General features: G+C 62.6%; 20 protein-coding genes and 1 tRNA gene. 9 read left to right on the plus strand and 12 right to left on the minus strand.

The window, feature by feature from the left end:
• Positions 1-68: 68 nt before the first annotated feature.
• From IPV69_RS17870 to IPV69_RS17920, 11 genes are all read right to left on the minus strand, one after another.
• Complete coding sequence (locus IPV69_RS17870; RefSeq protein WP_206291083.1) at positions 69-572, minus strand: chemotaxis protein CheX; 504 nt, start codon at positions 570-572, stop codon at positions 69-71.
• A 44-nt stretch (positions 573-616) separates the two neighbouring features.
• Positions 617-1,135, minus strand: coding sequence for a chemotaxis protein CheX (locus IPV69_RS17875; protein ID WP_206291084.1), 519 nt, complete (start codon positions 1,133-1,135; stop codon positions 617-619).
• Complete coding sequence (locus IPV69_RS17880; protein WP_206291085.1) at positions 1,135-1,971, minus strand: CheR family methyltransferase; 837 nt, start codon at positions 1,969-1,971, stop codon at positions 1,135-1,137. Before IPV69_RS17880 ends, IPV69_RS17875 begins: the two co-directional genes overlap by 1 nt.
• A 5-nt stretch (positions 1,972-1,976) precedes the next feature.
• The gene (locus tag IPV69_RS17885; RefSeq protein WP_206291086.1) at positions 1,977-3,077 is read right to left on the minus strand and encodes a protein-glutamate methylesterase/protein-glutamine glutaminase; all 1,101 of its coding nucleotides are present in this window, start codon (positions 3,075-3,077) and stop codon (positions 1,977-1,979) included.
• 59 nt (positions 3,078-3,136) lie between these two features.
• Positions 3,137-3,517 carry a response regulator gene (locus IPV69_RS17890; protein ID WP_206291087.1) on the minus strand — a complete coding sequence of 127 codons (381 nt, stop codon included), beginning with the start codon at positions 3,515-3,517 and terminating at the stop codon, positions 3,137-3,139.
• Positions 3,518-3,658: 141 nt separating this feature from the next.
• A complete protein-coding gene (locus IPV69_RS17895) occupies positions 3,659-5,632 on the minus strand; it encodes a methyl-accepting chemotaxis protein (RefSeq protein WP_206291088.1) in 1,974 nt (657 codons plus the stop codon).
• Between the two features lie 252 nt (positions 5,633-5,884).
• Entirely contained in the window at positions 5,885-6,241 is a 357-nt protein-coding gene (locus IPV69_RS17900) for a hypothetical protein (protein WP_206291089.1), read from the minus strand.
• 52 nt (positions 6,242-6,293) lie between these two features.
• On the minus strand, positions 6,294-6,734 hold the full coding sequence (locus tag IPV69_RS17905; protein ID WP_206291090.1) for a chemotaxis protein CheW: 441 nt from the start codon (positions 6,732-6,734) through the stop codon (positions 6,294-6,296).
• Between the two features lie 74 nt (positions 6,735-6,808).
• Positions 6,809-9,142, minus strand: a complete 2,334-nt coding sequence (locus IPV69_RS17910) for a chemotaxis protein CheA (RefSeq protein WP_206291091.1) — start codon at positions 9,140-9,142, stop codon at positions 6,809-6,811.
• A 299-nt stretch (positions 9,143-9,441) separates the two neighbouring features.
• Positions 9,442-10,215 carry a response regulator gene (locus tag IPV69_RS17915; RefSeq protein ID WP_206291092.1) on the minus strand — a complete coding sequence of 258 codons (774 nt, stop codon included), beginning with the start codon at positions 10,213-10,215 and terminating at the stop codon, positions 9,442-9,444.
• A gap of 2 nt (positions 10,216-10,217) precedes the next feature.
• The gene (locus tag IPV69_RS17920) at positions 10,218-11,414 is read right to left on the minus strand and encodes a two-component system sensor histidine kinase NtrB (RefSeq protein WP_206291093.1); all 1,197 of its coding nucleotides are present in this window, start codon (positions 11,412-11,414) and stop codon (positions 10,218-10,220) included.
• Positions 11,415-11,727: 313 nt separating this feature from the next.
• Here IPV69_RS17920 and IPV69_RS17925 point away from each other — a divergent pair, with 313 nt between their 5' ends.
• The 5 genes from IPV69_RS17925 to cyaB all read left to right on the plus strand — a co-directional run bounded on the left by IPV69_RS17925 (position 11,728) and on the right by cyaB (position 16,059).
• Positions 11,728-12,738 (plus strand): histone deacetylase family protein, encoded by a 1,011-nt coding sequence (locus IPV69_RS17925; RefSeq protein ID WP_206291094.1) that lies wholly within the window; start codon positions 11,728-11,730, stop codon positions 12,736-12,738.
• 49 nt (positions 12,739-12,787) lie between these two features.
• Positions 12,788-13,261 carry a hypothetical protein gene (locus IPV69_RS17930; protein WP_206291095.1) on the plus strand — a complete coding sequence of 158 codons (474 nt, stop codon included), beginning with the start codon at positions 12,788-12,790 and terminating at the stop codon, positions 13,259-13,261.
• Between the two features lie 9 nt (positions 13,262-13,270).
• Positions 13,271-14,281: a dipeptidase gene (locus IPV69_RS17935; RefSeq protein WP_206291096.1), complete on the plus strand. Its 1,011-nt coding sequence runs from the start codon at positions 13,271-13,273 to the stop codon at positions 14,279-14,281.
• A gap of 97 nt (positions 14,282-14,378) precedes the next feature.
• Positions 14,379-15,305 carry a 1-phosphofructokinase family hexose kinase gene (locus IPV69_RS17940; RefSeq protein ID WP_206291097.1) on the plus strand — a complete coding sequence of 309 codons (927 nt, stop codon included), beginning with the start codon at positions 14,379-14,381 and terminating at the stop codon, positions 15,303-15,305.
• 193 nt (positions 15,306-15,498) lie between these two features.
• On the plus strand, positions 15,499-16,059 hold the full coding sequence (gene cyaB / locus IPV69_RS17945) for a class IV adenylate cyclase (protein WP_206291098.1): 561 nt from the start codon (positions 15,499-15,501) through the stop codon (positions 16,057-16,059).
• An 80-nt stretch (positions 16,060-16,139) separates the two neighbouring features.
• On the opposite strand, the gene IPV69_RS17950 is transcribed toward cyaB, so the two are convergent.
• Positions 16,140-17,471: an HD domain-containing protein gene (locus IPV69_RS17950; RefSeq protein ID WP_206291099.1), complete on the minus strand. Its 1,332-nt coding sequence runs from the start codon at positions 17,469-17,471 to the stop codon at positions 16,140-16,142.
• 172 nt (positions 17,472-17,643) lie between these two features.
• Here IPV69_RS17950 and rsmH point away from each other — a divergent pair, with 172 nt between their 5' ends.
• The 4 genes from rsmH to alaS all read left to right on the plus strand — a co-directional run bounded on the left by rsmH (position 17,644) and on the right by alaS (position 24,452).
• A complete protein-coding gene (gene rsmH, locus IPV69_RS17955) occupies positions 17,644-18,564 on the plus strand; it encodes a 16S rRNA (cytosine(1402)-N(4))-methyltransferase RsmH (RefSeq protein ID WP_206291100.1) in 921 nt (306 codons plus the stop codon).
• A gap of 108 nt (positions 18,565-18,672) precedes the next feature.
• Positions 18,673-18,746: transfer RNA gene (locus IPV69_RS17960), tRNA-Arg, on the plus strand.
• A 322-nt stretch (positions 18,747-19,068) separates the two neighbouring features.
• Positions 19,069-20,532, plus strand: coding sequence for a S1C family serine protease (locus IPV69_RS17965; protein WP_206291101.1), 1,464 nt, complete (start codon positions 19,069-19,071; stop codon positions 20,530-20,532).
• Positions 20,533-21,056: 524 nt separating this feature from the next.
• Positions 21,057-24,452, plus strand: coding sequence for an alanine--tRNA ligase (gene alaS / locus IPV69_RS17970; protein ID WP_206291102.1), 3,396 nt, complete (start codon positions 21,057-21,059; stop codon positions 24,450-24,452).
• The last annotated feature ends 73 nt before the right edge of the window (positions 24,453-24,525 follow it).

Here is a 24,525-nt window from a genome sequence, read left to right on the forward strand (position 1 = left end):
TTTAGTTTATGTTCGGGCGTCCGGGACTCGCATCAAGGGTCGGCGTATTCGTTGAGTGAGTCGTCTAACTAGGCGGCGACCGGCACGGCGTGTCGCTTGATGTTCAGTTCGATCGAAAAATCGCCGTACTCACACCGGCACGGAATGACCAGGCACGGCAGGTCGCGCAGTGGCGGCACGCTGTGGTTCGCGCCGAGGATCACCAGCGGCGTCGAGATGCCTGCGGCCTCGCCGAGCGTGCTTTTGGCCGTGCCCGCGATCATGTTCGTCAGTTCTCCGACGGCGTCGGCGAAGTCGGCCGAGTCAGGTGCGAACTCTGCCCCGGCGAAGCGGGCGACCAGGTCCAGCGCCGTTTTCTGCGGAAAGGCCAGGACGGCAGACCCCCGCAAGGCACCCGAGAATCCGATTACGCCGGAAACGTCATGGCACTCGCGAGAGTCCTTTTTGACGTGGGGTTCAAGGATCGACACCTTGACGCGCACCATGGTCTGGAACACTGTCCGTACGGATTCGATGAACGCCGGTATCAGCTTGACGTGCAGGCCTTCGGTATTATTGGTTACATCTGGCATAGAGCATCTTTCGTCCAAAACTCCCGGTCGCTGAAAACGACAAACTAGCGATTCGTGTGAACGGCTCGGCTCTTCTCCCGTTCCATGACGGCGACGGAAAACGGGTGCCCGCCGCTCTCGAAATGGTGCCGCCCGATGACCCGGCTGCCCGGTACGCGAGCGGCGTAGCTGACGCCGCCAATGACGGTCGGGAGCGACAGGTGACTGGGGCCGGGGAACAGCGGCTTGAGATTTCCGCCGATCATGTTGGCCAACTCGCCGAGGGCGTCGAGCTCGTCACGGCTGGTGACGGAGGCGAGCGGCACGTTGAACATTGAAGCAGCGGCGGCGGCGGCAAGGTCGTGAGTGCAGTGCAGCGCCACGGTCCCGTCCCAGGCACCGGAGATCTGAACGTAAGCCGCCATTTGCCGTTCCGAGGCAGCGACCGATCCGCCGGAGTCGCCGGTCGCGACGGGCATGCGCAGTGTCTGATCCCAGACGCCGGCGACCAGTTGTTCGACCTGGTCGGAGGTGATTTCTGGTGTTGACGTCGATTCGGCGATTGCTGTGTCGTTGGTGTCCATCACGCCGCCATTCTGGCCGTAGGCCGGTAGAAGCCACTTCTATCGAGCTGTACGCGCTCGTAGGAGGCGTCAATGTTCAGGGTCGTCTCGGCACCGCCGAGAAACAGGCCGCCGTCATCCCGCAACAGACGTCGGGCCTTGCCGAGAATCTGGCGTTTGGTCTCCATCGAGAAGTAGATCAGGATGTTCCGCATGAATATCAGATCCAGGCGTGGCATCGGCAACCACGGACCGGTGATGTTCATCTCGCGGAAGTCGATCATGCTGCGGAGCTTCTCGTCGATCTCCCACTCCAGGCCGTTGCGTTTAAAATACTTGACCAGAAGGCTGGCGGGCAGCCCACGGTTGACTTCAAGTTGCGAGTATCGACCCGAGCGAGCCTTGGCCAGAACGTCGGTCGCGATGTCCGTGGCGAGGAAGTAGATCTTCCAGGTTCGCAGCTCGGGAAACGCCTCCAGCAGCGTCATCGCGATGGTGTAGGGCTCCTGGCCGGTGCTACTGGCGGCGCACCAGAGATTCAGCTCCTTGGTCGCCCGGCGCTTATCCAGCAGAGGCGGCATGACATTCTTTTTCAGGACTTCGAACGGGTGAATGTCGCGGAAAAAGCTGGTCTCGTTGGTGGTCATCGCCTCGCACACCCGGCGGGCCAATGGCTCGGCGAGGGCGCCAGTTTTGAGCTTCTCGATGAGGCTCGCCATCGACGCCTGGCCCTCCTTGCGGAGCAGGGGTCCCAGTCGGCTTTCGACGAGGTATTCCTTGCCCTTTTCGAGAACGATGCCAGTGCGTCGCTCGACGAACTGCGAGATGAAGTCAAACTCTTCGGCTGTGGTTGCCATTGCTCTCACGCTCCCTTTCTAAACAGCCCCGTTCGACCGAAGGCACGCCTGTTGACGGCGTCGGCAATCTGATCCAGTGGAAGGACCGCGTCGGCCGATCCGTCGCGGGCGACGGCTCCGGGCATACCCCAGACGACACTGGTCGCTTCGTCTTGAACAAGCATCTCGCCGCCAGCGTCGCGAATCTGTCGCGCGCCCAGCATGCCGTCCTGGCCCATGCCCGTCAGCACCACTCCCAGCACACCCGCCCCGTGGGTCGCAGCGACCGATCGGAACATCACGTCAACCGCGGGGCGACACGAGTTCTCCGGCGGTTCCTGGTTGAGTGCCACCCGGAAACCCGCTTCGTGCCGCTCGATCCGCATGTGGTAGTCGCCGGGGGCGACATAACCATGACCGGCCTGAAGGATGTCGCCGGCGGCGCCTTCCTTCACTTTCAGCTTGCCGCCGATCGAGAGTCGATCGGCCAGCATTCGCGTGAACATCGGCGGCATGTGCTGCGTGATGATGACGGGCACCGGAAAGTTTGCTTCCAGCCCGCCAATGAACGTCGCCAGCGCGACAGGTCCGCCCGTCGAGCACCCGACCGCCAACAACCGCACGGCCGACGGTCCGGTGGGTTTCAAAGTGTCCGAAGCCGACGGCGGCCGGACAATCGGGCGCGGTCTGGGCGGCACTGCCGCCACCGCAGGCGTCTGCATACCGCAGATGCCCTTGATCTTGCCGACCAGTTCGGTCGAGATCCGACGTATCGCTTCGCCGACATTGCCGACGTTCGACGGCTTGGTCACATAGTCACTGGCACCCGCGGAAAGCGCGTCGAGTGTGGTCGATGCCCCGCGCTCGGTCAGCGTGCTGAACATGATGACCGGCAGCCGTCGGTGCGTTTTTCGCAGCTCCCGGACGGTGGTCAGACCGTCCATTTCCGGCATTTCCACGTCCATCGTGACGATGTCGGGGCTCACCTGTCCGATCATCTGCAGGCCGATGCGGCCGTTGGCGGCCGCGCCGACCACTTCCAGGGACGGATCGGATGCGATCACGTCGCCGAGAATCCGTCGGATGACGACCGAGTCGTCGATGATGAGTACGCGAATCCTTCGCATGTCTTCTCCCGAATCCAATGGCACAGGCTTCCAGACTGTGCCGCCTGCACTGCGTCGCTTCAGGCCGCTTCGGCACAGTCGATGCCGAGCAGCGCCAACTTCTCGGTAATGACGTCAGCCGTGAAAGGCTTCATGACGTACTCGTTCGCGCCCGCTTCGAGCGCCTTGACCATCTGGGAGATCTCCGTCTCCGTGGTCACCATCATGATCCGCATGTCGGCACGCGTGCCGTCCAGGCGGATTGCCTTGACGAACTCGTAGCCGTTCATCTCGGGCATGTTCCAGTCCACCAGGGCGAGGTCCACCGGGCCGGCGGACGCGAGCCTGGTGAGGGCCTCTTTCCCGTTGGCGGCCTCGATGACCTCGAAGCCCCGGGGAATCAGGGCCTGCCTGAGAATTGCCCGCATCGCACGTGAGTCGTCGATTACGATCGCTCGCATCGGGGTGTCTCCGTTGGTCGGACCCAGGTGCGGCGGGGGGCCGGCACATTGCCGGCGCCTCCCGCCGCGGGATCGGGTTCGAAGTGGTGGGGTGACGCTTCGGGGGGTCGCAGTCCCTCGAAGCGTCGTCCCCGCCGGGGGTCAGCACTTGAACTTGGACACCAGGCCCTGGAGGTCCGACGCCATCCGGGACAGCTCGCCGGCGGCACGCTGCGTGTCGCCCGAGCCACTGCTGGTGCTCTTGGCGGCCGTCGCGACACCGGTGATGTTCTGGGCGATCTCCGTCGAGCCCTTGCTCGCCTCGGCGATCGTCCGGCTGATCTCGTTGGTCGTCGCGGTCTGTTCCTCCACCGCGCTGGCGATCGTGTTCGAGAAGTCGTTGATCTGGTTGATGATCGTGCTGATCTGGCCGATCGCCTCGACTGCCTCGTTGGTGTCGGTGCGGATCGCTTCGATCTTCTGACTGATGTCTTCGGTCGCCTTGGCCGTCTCCTTGGCCAGTTCTTTGACTTCGTTGGCGACGACCGCGAATCCCTTGCCGGCTTCGCCGGCGCGGGCGGCTTCGATCGTCGCGTTCAGGGCCAGCAGGTTCGTCTGCTGGGCGATGCTCGTGATCAGCTTGATGACGTTGCCGATCTCAATACTGCTCTCGCCGAGCTTGGCGACCGTGCCGTTGGTCTTGTCGGCAACCTTCACGGCTGTCGTCGCGACCTTGGCCGCTTCCGTGGCGTTCTTGGCAATCTCCTTGATGCTCGCGGACATCTCTTCCATGCCCGTCGCGACACTGGAAACGTTCTTGCTCACCTGTTCGCTCGCGGCCGAGACTACGTTCGCCTGGACGCTGGTTTCCTCGGCGTTGGCGCTCAGGGTTGTGCTCACGCTCGAGAGCTCTTCCGAACTGCTCGACAGCGTGATCGCGTTCTGGCCGATCGCGCCGATAGTCGTCCGCAGCTCGGCGAAGAACTGGCGGAGTCCGTCTCCCAGTTGCCCGATCGCGTCGGCACCGCTGACGGTCACCGTCTTGGTCAGATCGCCCTGAGCGGCGGCCGTGACGACCCCAAGGATGTTATCCACCTTCGCACGCAGTTCTTCGGCCTGCTTCTTCTCCCGTTCGGCGGCTTCCTTGACCGCCCGCTCGGTCGCGAGCCTTTCGGTGATCACTTCCCAGGTCACCATCGTGCCCAGGTAGTTGCGGTTTTGGTCGAGCACCGGGCTGACGAGCAGATCGAGCGTCTGGTCGCCGAGCTGAATGTTGGCACGGTGCGGCAGGTTCTTCTGGTCGCCCAGGATGTTGCGCTGATGCTCCGGCCGCTTGTGGAAGATGTCGATCGATTGCCCGACGACCTGCTCGGCCTTGACGGGCAGGAGCTTCTCGATGCTCTTAAGCGTCTTGAGCGAAGCCGGGTTCATGAACCGGATCTTGAGTTCGCGATCCGCGTACATCATGTTCACGGGCGCGTTCTCGACCATGGACAGGATTCGGGCTGCATCGGTCGCCTTGGCGCATCGGTCGATGCCGTCGGAGACGAGCCGGCCGATTTTGCGAAGCACGTCGAGTCGCTCCTGGGAGGGTTCGAGTGTCTCGAGGGAGAAGAAGTCCATCGTCCCGACAACATTTCCGCCGACAACGATCGGGAAGCAGACGCCGCTCTTGACGCCCATCCGTTGGGCGACGGGTGCGCGACAGCAGTCTTTCATATCTCCGATGTCGGGGGTGAAGAACAGATCGCGATTTCGCCAGGCGCGGCCACTGAGGCCTTCACCTTCGCGGAATCGGGCCGACTGGGTGACGCGGCGGAACTCATCGTTCACGTCGCCGGCGTCCAGGGCGAACTTCAGTGTGTTGTCGGCGGCATCGACCTTCCAGTAGGACCCGTAGGCCCAGCCGAAGGCAGATCGCACGCTGGTCAGCGCCGCGGCAGCGGCTTCATCGGGGTTCTTGGCGGCGCCGACCGCCTCCATTGTCTCGGTGACCGCCTGGGTGTTCTGTTTGGCTTCCTCGAGCTTTGCCTGCAGACCCGCGAGGGTCTCGTCCGTGCCCGCGGCTTTCTTCATCGGGATTACCGGGCGGGGAAGGCTCTTGGCGGCGGGTTTGTTCTTGAGTGTAGCGTTCATGGTCAGGTTCCTTTCGGGATTCGTCTTGGTTCGAGCGATCGGTCGCGTTCCGGAGTCGGCGCGGACCGGGTACGTCGGCCTGATCGCATCGGCGAACAGGTCATCAGACAGGGCAACAACGGTGGCATGACAAGTGGTTCGGTGGGTCGGCCGGCTATCCGTCCGGAGGCCCTGTGGCGGCGTGATTGATCGCGTGATGAATCATGATTGCGGCCCTGTCAATGATCGCGGTCTGCGACGAATCCGTCCGCTTCAGACCATAAAGGCGGTCGCGTAGTTCAAACCCCGCAGCGTAACGAACAACATGCCCAGGTTGCGATGCGTCTCCTTGCTGGCCTTGTTCCCGTGCAGTGCACGGCGTCCGAGCCAGATCATCACCACATAGCACACCAGGACGCCCAGCGAGATGCCGGCATGAATCCAGATCATCATCCTGATCTGGCTGACGACTTTCTCAACCGCGTGACGGGTGGCTTCGATGTACAGCACCAGTAGAAGGTCCATCACGAACGCGGACGTCATGATCCGCATGTGCCACGCGGGGCGCTTGCGAAAGTAGAGTCCGCATCCGACCAGGACCAACACGATTGCAGAAACGATGTGCAGCATGAGAGGCTCCTTCCAATGAAACAATCCGCAAATTGCCAACTCGCAACCGCAGTCATGCGGCCAGTTGGGTGACGTCGACTGAACGATCGACGTCGAGGATCAGCAACAGACGCTTTTTCAGCTTGAACACGCCTTCGATCAGCTCGCGGGACGGGCCGCGCAGGGTCTCCGGCCGTGGCTCGAAGGAATCGGCCTCGACCGACACCACATCGCCGATTTCGTCCACGAGCAGACTGACGGCACCCTCGCTGTTGCGGACGACGACGTTGATCGGAAGCGCGCCCGCGGCCCGCGGCGGCAGGCCCAGTCGCGGACGCAGGTCGATCGCCGGAACGATCTGTCCGCGAAGATTGATCAGTCCCGTCACCACCTTGGCGGCCAGCGGTACGCGGGTCATCTCTTGGTAGCGAATGACTTCCTGGACCTTGCGGACGTCGATGCCCAGAAAGAGCGATCCGACGGTGAAGGTGCAGTATTGGTTTCCATCTGTCATTTGGTTTCTCCGTAGCAGTCAGATCGCTTGCGGCCGGCGTCGCACGGCGGGTCCCTGGAACACTTGAGCGAGAGCTATGCCGCCATGGCCCGGGGCATGATGGGCTCTTGCGACGTACGGATAATGCCGGCGATATCGAGAAGCTCGGTGACGCGGTCCTGGATGACGGCACTTCCCAGTACGCCCGGCGCGCCGCCGGTCTTCTGAACGGTCAGTGCCTGCTCGACGATGTCGAGGATGCGATCGACGACGAGCCCGATGCTGCGTCCCTGATCGGTGTAGACGACGACGCGGATCTTCTCGCCCTGGCTTTCGCCGAGCGGCAGCGTGTTCAGACGCCGGTCAGCCAGCACGGACGAGAGGTACACCAGCGGCATTACTTCGCCGCGGTACTGCACCACGTCTTCCACCCCGGTTCGTTCGATCTTCGAGCGGTCGAATTCTTCGAGTCGGGCAACCGCCGACAGCGGGATCGCCACCCGGCGGTCGAAACCCGTCCCTGCCCGGTCGCCGTTGACGTTTAGCAGCAACAGGGTCTGACGGACCTCGCCCTTGGCGGCGGCGGCGTCGTGGTGCTCGGCGGCACCGACATCGCGGTGGTCCGCGACAACGTTCGCCGCCTGCGCCAAACCCATGACGTCGAGGATCAATGCCACTCGGCCGTCTCCCATGATGGTCGAACCGGCGAACGCCGTGATGCCCTTGAGCTGCTTGCTCAGCGGCTTGACGACGATCTCTTCGGTGTCATTGATTTCATCGACGATCAGGCCGAACTGGCGGTCCTCGGCTTGCAGGATCACGATGTTGAGTGCTTCGAGCGTCGCCGGGTCGATGCCGGCCGTGGACAGTCCCAGCGCCTCATTCAACTGCACGAGCGGCAGGAGCCGGCCGCGAAGCCGGTAGACCGGCGCGCCGTGGATCATTTCGACACCCGTGCGGGCGTCGTCGCCTTCCAGGCGGACCAGTTCCAGCAGGCTGACCTGCGGAATGGCGTAGCGGTCTTTGCCGGTGGTGATGATCAGGGCGGGAATGATCGCCAATGTCAGCGGGATCTTGATCCGCAGTGTCGTTCCCTGCCCCTGCACCGACTGGATGTCCAGGGTGCCGCCGATGCGTTCGATGTTCGTCTTGACTACGTCCATCCCGACGCCGCGGCCCGAGACATTGGTCACCTTTTCCGCGGTCGAGAATCCGGGAAGGAAGATCAGGCCGATCGCCTCGCGATCGCTCATGCGGGTTGCCTGCTCGGCGGTGATCAGCCCTTGCTTCAGCGCCTTGGCCTTGACCTTGTCGAGATGGATCCCAGCGCCGTCGTCGGCGATCTCGATGTTGACTTGGCCGCCTTCATGGAACGCACGCAGATACAACCGCCCCTCGGCCGGCTTGCCGGCCTTGATGCGGGCTTCGGGTGTTTCGATTCCGTGGTCGGCCGAGTTGCGGACGACGTGGGTGAGCGGGTCCTTGATCGCCTCGATGATCGTTTTGTCGAGTTCGGTCTCCTTCCCGTCCATCTCGACGCGGATCTTCTTTCCGCACATCGTCGCCAGGTCGCGGACCACGCGGGGGAACTTGCTCCAGATGTTCCCAATCGGCTGCATCCGCGTCTTCATGACGCCTTCCTGCAGTTCCGTCGTGATCAGGTTGAGGCGCTGGCTGGTGGCGGCGAGATTGCTGTTCTCGACGCGGGCGGTGAACTGGATCACCTGGTTTCGCGCCAGAACCAGCTCACCGACGAGGTTCATCAGTTTGTCTAGCAGCGAGACATCCACGCGGATGGTGGAGTCTGAAAGCCCTGCGGCTGCAGGGGAGCTGGCCGCCGCAGCGCTCTGGTCGCCGTGGTCGTCGTGGGAAACAGGTTCGGCGGGTTGTTCCACAATGGCGGCGACGGGAGCCGAGGCGGGCACTTCCGACGCGACCGTTGTTTCGGGCGCGGCTTCCACGGTGGTATGAACCGCGGTCGACCGAGCGACCGGCGCGGCCATCTCGGCCGGGGCTGCGGCGGCAGTCGGCGTGGTGACTGCTTCTGATTCCTTCAGCCGAGTGAGGGTCGCGATAACCTGGGGGAAGGCGTCATCACCTTCGGCATTGGTCGTTTCGATGTTCGCCAGCAGCTTCCGGATCGCGTCCACCATCGCCAGCAACCCGCTGACGATCTGCGGCGTAACGGTCAACTCGCCGTCACGCAGTCGGCTCAGCAGGCTTTCGCCGACGTGCGAGACGGCCTCGAGCTTTCCAAAACCCAGAAACCCGCAGGTTCCCTTGATGGTGTGAATCGTGCGAAAGATGCTCGAGAGCGTGTCGCGCTTCTCGCCCGGTTGTTCGAGTTGCAGCAACTCGCGATCCAGCCGGTCGAGGTTCTCGTAGCTCTCGATCAGGAACTCTTTAACGATGTCGTCCGTGGCGTGCATAAACGATACCTCCGCGCCGATTCGGGAAACGAAAAAAGGCACGGTCGAACATCCGCCCGGCTTTCGCCGAGTTCTGGAGGTTCAACCGTGCCTTCAACTTGCAGGTCCCGTACGACGTCCTGCCCGCTAAGGCGGCCGGCCTGGCGTCCTGCAGGAAGTGATTCGCTGCGGATCAGGCCGACTGCTATGTCTGTGAGGGATATCGGTCAGAGGCAGGATTCAATGAGCAGTTTGGACCGATTTTTTTGCGGCGTCGTTGCGACTGCCGCTGCGGTTACTGGGAAGGCTGCTTTGGCGGATTACGAGACCAGGCGTTCGGTGTCAGAAAAGCGCGTTTCGGTCTCCTGCCCGGCGAGCACCGCCTCGAGTCGCTTCCGCAATTCACCCAGTTCCCGCGACCGAAACGCGTCCTTGGTCTTGACGAGGGTCTCGACCGTGTCGCGAATCGCGTTAACCGCCGACACCGGTGTCGGGCAGCCGAGCTTCTTTCGCGCCACCTCTTCACCGCTTCCGTTGGCGTGGGCGTCTACAACCGCTTTCATGTCGCTGAGCACACCCATGACGTTGCCCATCGACAACATCAGGAATGCGTCTTCCGCAGACTTGGCTTTACCCGCTGAATGTCGGATTGCTTTTACCGTCACGTCAAGGTCGCGGGTCCAGTCGGCCAGTCGTTTGTGCGATTGATGCAGCGTTCGCAGCAGCCGGGCCTGCTCAACCGCCCGTGCTACATGCGCATACAACTCGCCGAGGTCGAAAGGCTTGACCAGGTAGGCTGCGATGCACATTCGCACCGCGTCGGCGGCGGTTTTGACCGTGGGGTATCCTGTCGCCACGATAATCTGCTGCTCTGGTCGGATCGCTGAAACCTGCTCGATAAACCGCAGATGGTCGTTGCCAGGCATATTGAGGTCGGTCATCAGCACGTCTGGCTCGATCTCCAGCAATAGACGCCCGGCTTCTTCGGCGCTTGCGGCCGTAGTGACCTCATACCCCTGTCCGCGCAGCAGTTCCGCTGTCGCAAATGCAAAAGTTGACTCATCGTCCGCGAGCAGAATTGTTCCCCGATTCATCGCTATGCTCCTTCGGGCGTCGGCACGGTGACAATAAATGTCGAACCCGAACCGACGACCGTTTCCACCTTGATGCGGCCACCCATCGCCTCGATAAGGCTCCGGGACACCGCCAACCCTAGACCCGTTCCCGAACTGTCGGAACCTGACTTTGTCGTGAAAAAAGGCTCGAAAATCTTCGACATCAGGTTCGTCGGGATACCCACACCCCGATCCTTCACTTTCAGTTGTACGCTGGCGATATCCAGCCGGCCCATTTCAATTTCCACGGTCTGACCGTTTGCCGACGCGTCGATCGCATTCTGGATCAGGTTGTATAGAACCTGCCGCACGTCTGATTCAGGAAGCGTGACGGGGCAACCACCCGGCGGCACGTCGACGCTCAATGTAATATGGCGACGACGCGCGGCCTGGTTAAGGAACAGCACAACATCGCTGACCGTCTCGGCCAGCTTGAACCGGCGGGGTATCTCCCGCCCGGGGCGATGCAGATCGAGCATCTGACGAACGATCCGCCCCATCCGATCGATTTCTGTCTCAATCAGGGGAATGAACCCGACATGCGGGTGCTTCGGGTCGACCCCAGTTTTCACCAGTTCGAACGCGTTCTTGATCCCCGCGAGCGGATTGTTGATTTCATGGGCCACGGTCGCGGCCATGCGCCCGGCGACGGCCAGTCGCTCTGATGCCAGCGCGACGGCCTCGGCCTGGCGGCGGGCGGTAATGTCGGTGTGCATCACGACGGCACCGCTGAACTCGCGGTCGTTCAGCGCCGTGACGGTCATCGAAAACCACATCGTCCCGTCGTTGATCCTGCAAGAGTATTCGGACTCGAACCGTTGCATCTGCCCCGCAAGCACCGCACGGATGGAATCCGCCATCGTCTTACATTCGGGAACCGTGTCACTTGCTGCCGTGCAGACGTCGATGTAGCTCCTGCCGACGCCCATGCACGGGTCTTCCGCACCGTTCTCCAGCCCGAAGCGCCGCCACGACTGGTTCACTGTCCGAATCATGCCATCGCGATCGAGGATCGCGACCATCGACGTAAGAGAGTCAAGGACAGTCTGACCTACGTTGGTGCGGTTGCTGCCAATACCACATGGAAGGCAGACCTGATGCGCCAACGAACAAACTTTGCAGCGATCGGATCGCTCCGGTCCTGGTTGCGAGGTGGCGGTGGCGGCTTCCTGGTTCATCGGCAGTCTTGCCATTGTAGGCTTCACGAGCCTACACGCGGACTATTTGTGGTTTCGGCGTGGTCATTCGTAAGCGAACGGCCTGCTCCACTTTCGGCTGTTATGGTTATCCCGCATGAGTCGCCACACACAAGATCTCGTCGCAGTCCCATTGAGCCCGGGCTTATGAATTCGCGTACATTCATTCGCGGGTTTTCAGGTACTCGTTTCACCTAAGTCTCGATCTGGGACGGTATTGATGAACTGGTCAGGCAAACGTGTAAGCGGGTTTCAAGTTGCTTTGAATCCAAACTGCCGCCTGTAGAATCGCGCCATGCCATCCATCGGCTTTCTCTCCGATGCCCGGTTCATCAACCACAAGACGGCACCGGCTCATCCGGAGCGGCCAGATCGGATTCGGGCGATTCACCGGGCGATTCGTGAGGCCGGGCTGGTCGATTCGGCAGACCCATTTCCCGATTTTAAAGGCACATTCGGGCTGACGCCGGATACCGTTCCTGCGGGCTTTAAACTGTTGGAGTTACCCCCACCTGAAGCAATAGACGAAAAGTGGCTGCTGACAGTTCACGGGGCACACCACGTCGAACAGGTTCATGCCGTCTCCGAACAGGGCGGCGATCTTGATCCTGACACGCCAGTGAGTCCTGGCAGTTTCGAGACGGCGTTGCTGGCCGTCGGCGGTTTGTTGCAATGCTGCGACGCTGTGATGGCAGGTCAGGTCAATCGCGCTTTTGCCGCAATCCGTCCACCCGGCCACCACGCCGAACCGGACAAGGCGATGGGGTTCTGCCAGTTCTCCAACGTCGCCATAGCGTGCCGCTATCTGCAGCAGCAGCATCGAATCAGGAAAGTTGCGGTGGTCGATTTCGACGTTCATCACGGCAACGGCACACAGGCCTGCTTCTATCACGACCCGTCGGTCTTGTTCATCAGTCTGCACCAGGACCCGAGCACCTGTTACCCGGGCACGGGGTATGAAACCGAGACCGGCGAAGGTGCCGGAAAGGGCTTCACCATCAATCTTCCCTACCCGCCCGGAACGGACGATGCGCAGTTTATGGAGTACCTGGACCGCAAGGTCGTCCCGGCGTTGGACAAGTTCGAGCCGGAGGTGCTCGTCATCTCCGCAGGTTTCGACGCCCACAGGGACGACCCGTTGGCCCAGACGCAACTGACCGATGAAGCGTACGAGGTCATGACCCGAAAACTCGTCGCCGTCGCTGACCGCCATTGCAGAGGCCGGGTCGTCAGCGCGCTGGAGGGCGGGTACAACCTGGAGGCGTTGGGTCGCAGCGTTGTGCGACACCTCGTCGGGTTACGGTGAAGGACCGGTGATGCCGGAGGCACGATTTCGGCAAGCGAGAGGATTCCTCATGAGACGCGCGTGTGTCCTGATCGCCTGTGTCGTTGTTGTAGTTGCCGGTTGCGGCCCGGCCGAGCCCAAGCGCACCGCCGGCACGGCGAACCTGCCGCCGGATCAACTCGCGATCCTTCAGATGAAGCCGCACGGTGCCCTGACCGTCTGGAAGGGCCAACCAGTCCACATCGAGAGCTTCTATATTGACGAAGGTCAGTATGCCGTTGCCGACGAGCAGGAGTTTTACGTACTGCCGGGCAAGCAGAAGTACACGATCGATTACGGTCCGTGCCTGCACGGCTGGTCCAAGGTCGAAGCGCCGTTCAATGCCGATACGAGCGTGTTCGAGGGGCCGTACGGGCGATTCGAGGCGACACTGTTGCCGGGTAAGTCTTACGTTGTTGTGGGGACCTCCAAACTAACGGGCAAAAACGCCGTCGAGACCGAGCACGGGTTCAAGGAAGTGGAGCCGTCGGTCAAACCGAAGTAGAACCCGTTAATGCTGATTGTCGATGCCCACCTCGATCTGGCCTACAACGCCCTGCGCGGGCGCGACGTGCTCGCGCCGGCCGTCCACCAAACTCCCGACGAAGAAGGTATTCCATCCGTAGGCGTTCCCGACCTGCTGGCCGGCGGTGTGGGGCTGATCTGTGCGACGATTTTCGTTGCTCCATCGATCAACGGCAGTAAAGGCTACACCAACGCCGACGAGGCACGCAGCGGCGCGATCCCCCAACTGCATTGGTACCAGTCGGTGGAGCAACAGCGGCGACTGGCGTTCGTCCGTAACGCGACCGACGTCAAAGCCGTTGCCACGGTTGCCGGCCCTGCTGACCGGCCGTTACCCGCGATCCTTCTACTGGAGGGTGCCGACCCGCTGCGTTCGCCCGCCGACGTCGGCGAATGGTTCGCCGCCGGTCTGCGGATGGTCGGCCTTGCCTGGAAGCGCACGCGATACGCCGGCGGAACCGGCGTGCCGGGACCGCTTACGGCAGACGGCGTGGAACTCGTTCGCGAGCTCGATCGTTTCGGCATCATCCATGACACCTCGCACCTGGCAGAAGCGTCGTTCTGGCAGCTGCTCGATCTCTCGGCCGGACCGATCGTCGCGACCCATTCGAATTGCCGCTCGATGATCCCCACCGATCGGCAACTGTCGGATGAGATGGTTCGTGCGATCGTTCAACGCGAAGGCGTGATCGGCATCAACTTCTTCGACAAGTTCCTGTTGCGCCCGGACGCCTACAAGACCCGCCGGGCGACGCTCGCCGATGTCGTCGAGCACATGAAGCACATGTGCGATTTGGCCGGCGATGCAACGCACGTCGCGATCGGAACTGACATGGACGGCGGACTCGGACGCGAAGAGATCCCGGAAGAGATCCGAACTTCGGCCGATCTACCCAAGCTGGCTGACGCGTTGTCGTCTGCCGGTTTCGGCGACGATGACGTCCGCCGCATCATGGGATTGAACTGGCTGCGGTTCTTCGAACGGGCGATGCCGACGTAGTAGCAATCACCTCGTCGGGGTACCTTGGTTTCGGGGAGACTGCGTCGAACATTGGACAGAATTGGGTCCGGAGCTCGTCTCCTTTACTTCTCATGCCATGATTCTTTGCATCGGCACCACGCCAACTTTCCAGCGCACGCTCGTCTTCGAACGCCTTACGCTTGATGACGTCAACCGCGCCATCACCTGCGACGACTACGCCAGCGGCAAGAGTATCAACGTCGCCCGAGTCGCCAGGTTGATCGGGGCGGAGGTCGTTGAGACAGGGTTTGTCGGCGGGATTCGCGGCGGTCAGCTTCGGGATAGCCTTTCGCAAGACGGCATTGTCCATGACTTTGTTGAAGCCGCGGTGCAGACCCGCCTTTGCACGACGGTGATCGACAAAGCCCGGGGTACGGTAACCGAACTGGTCGAGGAATCCGCCGCCGTCGAGCGGCCGGCGTGGGAGCGGTTACGCAGGAAGGTCGCGCATTGGATGAAGATGGCGAAAGTCTGTGTGCTGTCAGGCTCACTTCCGCCCGACGGCGACGAGGACTTTTACGCCGACGTCATCGCGACAGCCCGGCGACAGGGCGTACTGACGATTCTTGATACGAGGGGAAGGCCGCTGCTGCGTGCGTTGCGCGAAGACGGCTTTATTGTGAAGCTGAATCGGTCCGAACTGGCGACGACCGCGGGTAGAACCCTGCGGGGTGATGCCGGCCTCCGCCGGGCGATGCGCGAGGTCTGCCCGGTGGGCGGCCAGGTGATCGTGACGATGGGAGGCGAAGGTGCGATGGCGTGGGACGGAACTACATTCTGGCGCATTCCGGCACCGAAGGTGAAGGCGATCAACCCGATTGGTTCTGGCGACAGTTTCGCAGCCGGACTGGCGGTCGCCCTGTCCCGAGGCCAGAAGCCGGAAAAGGCCTACGCCCTCGCCGCCGTCTGCGGCGCCGCCAACGCGATGCACCCACGTGCCGGATATGTGGATCGGAAGGTCGTCACCCGGATTGCTGGTGGTGTCAGGATCAAGGCGATCTGAACCGCCGAGCACGATGACGCTTCGACGCGGGCGAGTTGTATGCATGGCCGCGAGTTAACGCGCCAAGGCCGCTGGTCGGGCTCGCCGACGGTTGTGTATCTTTCCGAAGTACGCGACAGTGCGATAGCGGAAGCGGTGTTCGCCACGAGTAAATGCGTGCCCTTGCCCCTGCCGCCCTGAATCGAGGTGTTTGATGGGCGTCGAAATCGAAGCCAAGATGCGGATCGCCGACCTGGACGCTGTCCGGGCGAAGCTCAAGTCCGTCGGAGCGACTTTCGTCGGTCGGACGAATGAAGTGAACCGCTTTTACGATGCCCCCGACGCCCGCCTGAGCAGTGCCGACCGCGGCCTGCGCCTCCGGACGAACGCTAACGCCGACACCGGCGAAGCAACCCACGTCGTCACGATGAAGGGGCCGCGGCAGAAGGGGGCGTTCAAGACGCGAGAGGAGCTGGAGTTCACGGTTGACGATGTCGATGCCGTCGCCAACGTTTTCGCACATCTGGGCTATCCGCTGAATCTGTCCTTCGAAAAGCGGCGGGAAAGCTGGACGCTGGACGGCTGCAAGATCGAGCTGGACGAGATGCCGGTTTTCGGCACTTTTGTCGAGGTCGAAGCCGTGGACGAGGCAGCAATCGAGGCGATCCAAAAGAAGCTCGGCCTTGCCGGCGAGCCGAGCATCAGCGAGGGGTACGCCACAATGGTCGCGAAGCATCTGAAGACAACAGGCGGGCGGGAATTGCGCTTTTCGTAGGGGCACACGGCGTGTGGCCGATCGTCGTCCACCGGCGATCGTTTTTCGTGAACGCGCCGTCGGGCACACGCCGTGTGCCCCTACAGCGCGTCGCGAAACCCTGGCGCGACGTGCAATCGCCTGAACATCAACTGCTTTCCCAGCGCCAGCGACATAGGCGACACCTGTCCGAACGGCAGCCGCTTGCCCTGCGACGTAATGACGAGGATCTCTTTCCCGTCCGAGACATTCCCCTTGGCTAGGTTCTGGTCATCATTCGCGACGGTCGGCTCGTATACCTCGTAGGGTGTATTGGCGATTTCGTCGAGGAAAAGATCGTAACGCGTGTCGCCGCCGGCGGATCGAACTGCATCCTCGGCCCGGGCGACGAACGCCTGCCGCTCGGCGGGGTCATCGATGTGGGTTAGGTCGATCGTCTTGTAGACGTCGCGGAACAGCAGCCCGCGGCAGAGTGACGCCAGCGCAGCATCCTTGCTGTCGGCCCAGACCTTGAAGCATTGGATGATCGAGACATCGTCAAGGTCGCGGAACTCGGGCATCGTCATCCGCTGGCCGGTCATCGCCTTGTACGCCACGCTTTCTCGAACCGGCCAGTCGAGTTGCCCCTGGATAAGCAGCCGTTTGGCGCGGTGCAGTGCCAGTTTGACCATCCCCTCGGCGGCCCGGACGACCTTGTGAAAGTACACGTTGCGGTACATGTGATAACGCGCCTGGAGATACGCCTCGACCGCCGAAACGCCTTTCCAGGTGACGGCGAGCCGTCCACTCTCGGGGTCGACCGTCAGGGCGTGCAGCAGCCAGTTCAGGTCGTAGTCGCCGTAGCCACTGCCCGTCTGAAGGTTGTCGCGAAGGAGATAATCGAGCCGGTCGCCGTCGAGCTGGCTGGAAAGCAGGTCGGTGAAGAGGGTTCGGCCGTATTGAACGTCGCCGTCATTGGAAGCCTTGGTGGGTGCTTTCCCACGCAACAGGCCGACGATCATCTCGGGCAGCATCTTGTCATGCTGAATGAGAATGCGATGGACGTCGCTCTCGGGGTCCAGAACCACGCGCTGGCCGAGCCGTTCGTGGTGGACGCCGGTCACCCGCTCGAACACATGGCTGAACGGCCCGTGCCCCAGGTCGTGCAGTAAGGCGGCGGCAACGGTGACGATTTCATCGGCCGGGTCGATCCTGGTCACCAGCGACAACTGTCCGAGCATTTTGCGGACGGTTTCCATCACCCCCAGGCTGTGGCTGTAGCGGCTATGATCCGCGCCGGGGTAGGCCAGGCTCGCCATCCCCAGTTGCCGAATCCGCCGTAGCCGCTGAAATTCGGCCGCATTGAGCAGTCGAAACAGCAGCGCGTCCACCGGCCGATCGAGCCGGAAGGCGATAACGTCATGCACGGGATCGCGGATGATCTTTTCACGCATACAGACCAGACTTTAGAGACGTCCTTCGCGGCACACAATCCGTACTCTCGCTTTTGTGGCATGGGCAAGTACCCTTGCGCGTGTCTTTCATCGTCGTCGATCGGCACCCATGCGTTCTGCCGAACACGGGCATGAGTACATGTCCATGCCACAAGACAGAATCGCTCCAACCGTGACTTACGACCGCCTTCACATTCCCGTCCTGCTCGAACCCGTACTGACCGCGATCAACCCGCGGCCCGGTCAGACGATCGTCGATTGCACGACCGGCCTGGGTGGCCATGCCTCAGCGTTGCTGCGAAAGGTTTCGCCCGGCGGACGACTGATCGGCATCGACTTTGACCCGGCGAACCTCGAACTCGCCCGGCCGCGGCTGGAAGAAGTCCTGCGGGTCTCGCCCGGCGGTGCGTTCGAACTGTTCCAAAACAACTTCGCCGCGCTGCCGACTGTCCTGCGCCAGGCGGGCGTGGAGCATGTTGATGCAGTACTGGCTGATGTCGGCGTGGCCAGCACGCAGATCGACAATCCCGAGCGCGGATTTTCCTACCGTCACAAGGGGCCGCTCGACATGCGCATGGACCCGACACGCGGGCAGCCGGCGTCGGCACTGGTGAATCGGCTCAGCGAACGCGAATTGTCCCAGGCTTTTCTCGACCTCGGCGACGAGACCGATGCCCTGGCGATTGCCGCTGCGATCGTCGAGTATCGCAAGTCGCAGCCCATCGAGAACACCCAGCAGCTCACGGCGATCGTCTGTCGCGCCCGCGATTTCACCCTGCAACGCGCCGCCGGTGCCAAACTTCATCCCGCCGCCCGCACGTTCCAGGCCCTTCGCATTCTCGTCAATCGAGAGTTGGCGAACCTCGATCGGCTTCTGGCCGTCCTACCGGATGTTCTGAGGCCCGGCGGTATCGCTGCGATCATAAGCTTTCACAGCGGCGAGGACCGCCGGGTGAAAGATGCGTTTCGCGACGGACTTCGCGCGGGCATCTACCAGGACGCCAGCGACGACCCGATCATCGCCGACGAGGCCGAGCAACGATCCAACGCGCGTGCCCGGTCGGCAAAACTGCGCTGGGCACGACGGGCTTGAATGGAGCGGGCCTGAACCGGATGTGCGGTGCATAGACCGGCGGCGTACACGGGCGTAAGACCTGACGATTTCATCCTGACGACGGATCGCGATATACTTACGCCATCGGCACCCGTAGCTCAGTTGGATAGAGCAGCGGATTTCTAATCCGCCGGTCACAGGTTCGAATCCTGTCGGGTGCGTTGGGTCCGGTATCTCGCCGGTAACCCTGCCCAATCTTCGCGCACCGGCAAGTTCCTGCAGCGGTTTCGAGCAACCATTCGGCACATCTTCCGGGGCACGGCGAAATTGATGCAGTCTGGCTTCTGAGAAAGTTAAGCCATATCGCGGATTTTGCTGATGTACACCTTGGCGTTATCTGGGTAAGGGCTTCCCGTCGGTTACGGGCACGCCTCTTGCAATGACGTCCACGGGCGATGGGCTTGCCGCGGTTCGCGAGCGGTTGCTGTATTCCGCCGGTATCGTGTTCGCTGGTTCCGTTGCCAGTGCCTTGAGGGCGACTTCATGGGCCACGGGTACGGGCGCTATCTCAAACTTTCGCTGTTGTCGGTCGCCGGGCTCGGGTTTCTCGCGTCCTGTGCGGGGACGGCGTCTCCGCCTGCGATCACCTCGGGCCAGGTTAGGGCGGACAAGTCCGCCGGCGACACGGGCGAAGCCCGGCTGGCCGCCCTTCATGTCGACGACTCGTTCGACGCACCCCGTCTCGAAAAGCAGTTCGAAGTCGTCGCCCGAAAAGTTATCCCGTCCGTCGTCGCGATATCCGCGATCGAAACGCCGCTCGCGCTGGATGACATCCAGCACCCCGGCAGCACCAATCCCGAAAAGCTGAACGCCGCACTCGAAGCGCTCGACCGCACCGTGGGGACCGGCTTCGTCATCGACTCGGCCGGGTACATCGTCACCAACGAACATGTGATCGGCCATGCCGCCCAGATCTGGGTCACCACCGACGACCAGCGCGTCTATCCTGCCGTCGTCGTCGGTTCAGACCCGAGGTCGGACCTGGCCGTGCTGAAGATCGCCGCCACGCACCTGCCGCCGGTCACCTTGGCCACCGGCGAGACCCGCCGGGGCCAATGGACGATGGCGGTCGGCAACCCTTACGGCCTGGCCGGCGACGGGGAGATGTCGGTCAGCATCGGCGTGGTGTCGGCGGTCGGGCGATCGCTCCCCAAGCTCTCGGGCCGGGAAGACCGGCTGTATCAGGATCTCATCCAGACCACCGCCCAGATCAACCCCGGCAACTCCGGCGGGCCGCTGTTCGACCTGGCGGGTAATGTCATCGGCGTGAACTGCGCCGTCATCCTGCCGGTGAAGCAGGTCAACGGCATCGGCTTTGCGCTGCCGATGGGCCCGCGCGTGCGGTCGATCATCGACCGCCTGAAATCGGGGCAGGAAGTGACCTACGGCTATCTCGGCGTTCGCACCAGCACGCCGACCGACAGCGAGTGCCGCGCCGCGGGGCTGCCAGGCCTGTGCGGAGCGCGGGTCGATTTCATCGAGCCCAACTCGCCCGCCGCCGACGCCGACCTGAAGGCCGGTGACATCATCGCGTCGCTCGGCGGATCGCCGGTCCGCGACAGCGAGCACTTCATTCGCTCGGTCGGCGACGCCGCGGTGGGCAAAGACGTGAGCGCGAAGGTCTACCGCGGGGGCAAGTCGGTAGCCGTCAAGCTCCGCCCGCGGCAGCGCGAGGTGGCGTCGGCCCCGGTGACGATCGAACGTCAGCGGTTTTTCTGGCGCGGCTTACAGCTTGGGCCCGCGGCCCGGGGTGGCGTGGCGGTTGTGTCGGTCGATGCCCAGAGCCCGCTCGCCGGGCAGGTGAAGAAGGGGGACGTACTCGAATCCCTCGCCGGCATCGCGTTGCGGCACCTTCCCGATGTGCTGGACGTCCTGTCCCAACATTCGGCCGCCGAGTGCGGCATCAAGGTATCCACGCCGGGGACGGTTGTGTCGGCTCGCGAATGACGGCTGCGCTTGTCGTCTCGAAGCCGAAAATTCACCACGAAGGGCACGAAGAGCCACGAAGAAAACAGAAAGTTGTCATATCAGGTTTTCGTGAAGCGTTGCCGCACCTCCGTGCGATGAAAGCGACTCCGGTGCCACGGGTCGGCGGTACTCCGCAGACCCGTGCTTTCGCGCGTGCCGGGCCAAGACACGGGTCTCCGGAGTACCGGCGACCCGTGGCACCAATTGGCGAACCAATTTCAGAACGACCACGCCGAAGGATCTGGTATCCGGTCCGACAAGTATTCGACCAGACACGGGTGTTCGCGTGCTCTTCAACGACCTTGCCATGACTCCCAGTTTTACGAGGTCCTTCGGCGTACCTCACGATGACAGTTTTCTCGCTTCTTCGTGGCTCTTCGTGACATTCGTGCCTTCGTGGTGAATCTTCAACGCGTGGCGAGCCGCCCCCACCTTGTCCGCCCCCGCATGTTCGTGAATAATCCGGGACTCGATTTGTCTTTTCCCGGTTTTTACGAGCCAACATGACCTCCGCCGAAATCCGCCAGCAGTTCATCGACTTCTTCGTGCAGAAGCACGGACACACGTTCGTTCCGTCGTCGCCGGTCGTGCCGCACGACGACCCGACGCTGCTGTTCACCAACGCGGGGATGAACCAGTTCAAGCCGCTATTCCTGGGCACCGAGAAGCGCGCCTATACGCGGGCGGTCAACACGCAGAAGTGCATTCGCGCCGGCGGCAAGCACAACGACCTCGACGACGTCGGCCGATCCCGCCGGCATCACACGTTCTTCGAGATGCTCGGCAACTGGTCCTTCGGCGACTACTTCAAGAAAGAAGCGATCGCATGGAGCTGGGAGCTGCTGACCAAGGTCTGGAAGCTCGACCCCACCCGGCTGCACGTCACCGTTCACGCCGGCGACGCCAGCATCGGCGTCGAGCGCGACAACGAAGCCGCCGACATCTGGCGGAAGGTCGCCAACTGGGAGCAGTACGGGCACAAGTCCGACGACCACATTCACTACGGCAACACGAAGGACAACTTCTGGGAGATGGGAGATACCGGCCCGTGCGGCCCCTGCACCGAAATCTTCGTCGACCGCACGCCGGACAAGACCGGCGGCCCGACGGTCCTGAGTGGTGAAGACCCGCGGGTGATGGAGGTCTGGAACAACGTCTTCATCCAGTACAACCGCGCATGGAAGACGGGAGGGGAGGCCGCGGTCAAGAGCTTTGATTCGACGCGCAGCGAGCCTCTCCCCGGCGAAGATGCACAGACCTCACGCGATCGTATTCGCGTGCAGAGTTTCGGGACATCGAACCGAGCCGCCTGGGTCGCTCAGAATTCAACGCTCGACGTGCTGCCCGCGCAGCACGTCGACACCGGCATGGGCCTGGAGCGCATCATCCAGGTGCTGCAGGGGAAGGACGACAACTACGGCATCGACCTGTTTGACCCGTTCTGGGCGAAGCTGAAGGAACTGAGCGGCATCACCTACGGCGGGAAGTACCCGAAATCCAACAGCGCCGATCCCGTCGCCGAGGCCGCCGATGCACAGCTACGCCACGACATCGCGTTTCGCGTGATCGCCGATCACATCCGGTGCCTGACGTTCGCGCTGACGGATGGCGCGGTGCCTTCGAATGAAGGTCGAGGGTACGTCCTGCGCCGTATCTTGCGCCGAGCCGTCCGCTTCGGCCGGCAGCAGTTAGAGTTGAAAGAGCCGTTCCTGCACAAGCTGGTGCCGGTGGTGGTGGAGGCGATGGGTGGGGCGTTTCCGGAGTTGAAGAAGGGTACGGAACGCGTGGTGGAGTTGGTGAAGGATGAGGAGGTTAGCTTTGGGAGGACGCTGGAGAGGGGGATCGCTCTATCGCTCTCTGCTGCTGTAGAAGCATTCAAGAAACAGTTCGATGAAGAGCATACGAATGTGCAAAGCGAAGAGCGCCTCCACTGCGAGATCGGAGGATTTAGTCATGGCGGCGTTTTGGAATCCGACATCCAGCGTTGGCGCGACGACGGTACGCTCCCGCTACTTGACGCCACGAGTGTGCGGATCATGCGACTGAAGTTTGATATTGCGGAAACGATCGAAGTAATACGCGCTGCCGATTTGAATGGGGCTATCGTCAAGAAGTATTTGAAATCCGCTCCTGTCATTGACGGTCACCGCGTTTTCAAGCTTCATGACACATTTGGCTTTCCCGTAGACCTCTCTCGCATCATGGCCGAAGAACGCGGCATGTCCGTTGACCTCGCCGGCTACGAGAAGTTGATGGAAGAGGCCCGCGACAAGGCCCGGTCGGGCGGGAAGGAAGAGGACACGAGCCTCTTCGACCTTCCGCCTGACGTCATCGCAAGTCTTCAGAAGCAGTCGGTTGCGAAGACGGACGACTCGCCCAAGTATGCGGGGACTCGCACTCGCGCCACTGTGAAGGCGATCTGGAACGGGCGTGAACTTGTCGAGAGCGTCGCCGCTGTCCCCTCCTCCGGTACTCCGGGGGAGGGCGAGGGTGGGGGTTTTTCGGCGAGCGGCATCACTGCAAACTCGGCGGACAGCGTCGTTGGAAGCAACCCCCACCCTAACCCTCCCCCGGAGTACCGGAGGAGGGGACCGGAAGCCGTCGCGGTGATTCTGGATCGCACGCCCTTCTACGCCGAGATGGGCGGGCAGGTGGGCGACGAAGGGACGATGAACGCGCCGGGCACGTCGTTCGCCGTCACCACCGCTCGCGGCGTGGGTGGCTACGTGCTGCATGTGGGCGAACTCCGCCACGGCGCGATCAAGGTGGGCACAGAGCTTGAGGTTGCCGTCGACGCCGTCCTCCGTCCGCGGACCGAGCAAAACCACACCACCACCCACATCGCCAACTGGGCGTTGCGTGAAGTCCTCGGCGAAGGCGTGCAGCAGAAGGGCTCGCTCGTCGACCCCGAAAAACTCCGCTTCGACTTCTCCCACAACAAGGCGATCGCAGACGACGAACTGGGGCGCATCGAGCAGCTCGTCAACGAATCGATCGTGCGAAAGCTGCCGGTCTACGCCGAGGAAGCGCCGCAGGAGCAGGCGCTCAAGATCAACGGCCTGCGGGCAGTGTTCGGTGAGAAGTATCCGCCGATGGTCCGCGTCGTTTCGATCGGCGTCCCGGTTGCCGACCTGCTGAGAGACCCGGCCAACGAAAACTGGCGGCAGTTCTCCATCGAGTTCTGCGGCGGCACGCACCTCAAGTCGTCCGACCAGGCGACGGCGTTTGCCATCACCGCCGAGGAGTCGGTCAGCAAGGGCATCCGCCGAATTGTGGCCCACACCGGCGACGCCGCCCGGCAGGTGCAGGCGGCCGACGCCGCGCTGGAGTTGCTCGTCGCCAATGCGACTCGGGCACCGAACGAGTTGCTGTCGGCATCCCTGCAGGAGATTCAAAAGACGCTCGCCGGGTCACCCGTCAGCCTGCGCGGCAAGCGACGGACGCAGGCGGCGATCGCCGACCTGCAGGCGCGTATCAAGACCTACGAAAAGTCACAGAAGCAGAGCGCGGCGTCGTCGGTCGATGTTTCCGGCATCGCCGAGAAGCTGCTGGCCGCAGCGACGCCCATCGGTCCAGGTAAGCTCGTCGTCGCCGACGTCCCCGACGCCAGTGCCGAGCAGCTGCTGACCATCACCGACTCGCTCAAGAAGCGCGCCGGGAGCTTTGGCATCCTGCTCGGCGGCGTCGCCGACGGGAAGGTGTCGTTCGTCGCGATCGTGAGTGACGACGTGATCAAGCTGGGCCTCAAGGCCGGCGACTGGATCCGCGACACGGCGAAGGTCGCCGGCGGCGGCGGCGGCGGCCGACCCCAGCACGCCCAGGCCGGTGGTAAAGACCCGACCAAGCTCGGCGAAGCACTCGACGTCGCCCGGGCCTTCGCGGCGAAGTACGCGGGCTGAGTGGCTCGTCCGTGGAGATCGCTCGAAACGAAGAGAACACGAAGGCGCGAAGGTACGAAGGACGCACGAAGTA

Origin of the sequence: Humisphaera borealis (assembly GCF_015169395.1) — a bacterium.
GTDB lineage: Bacteria > Planctomycetota > Phycisphaerae > Tepidisphaerales > Tepidisphaeraceae > Humisphaera > Humisphaera borealis.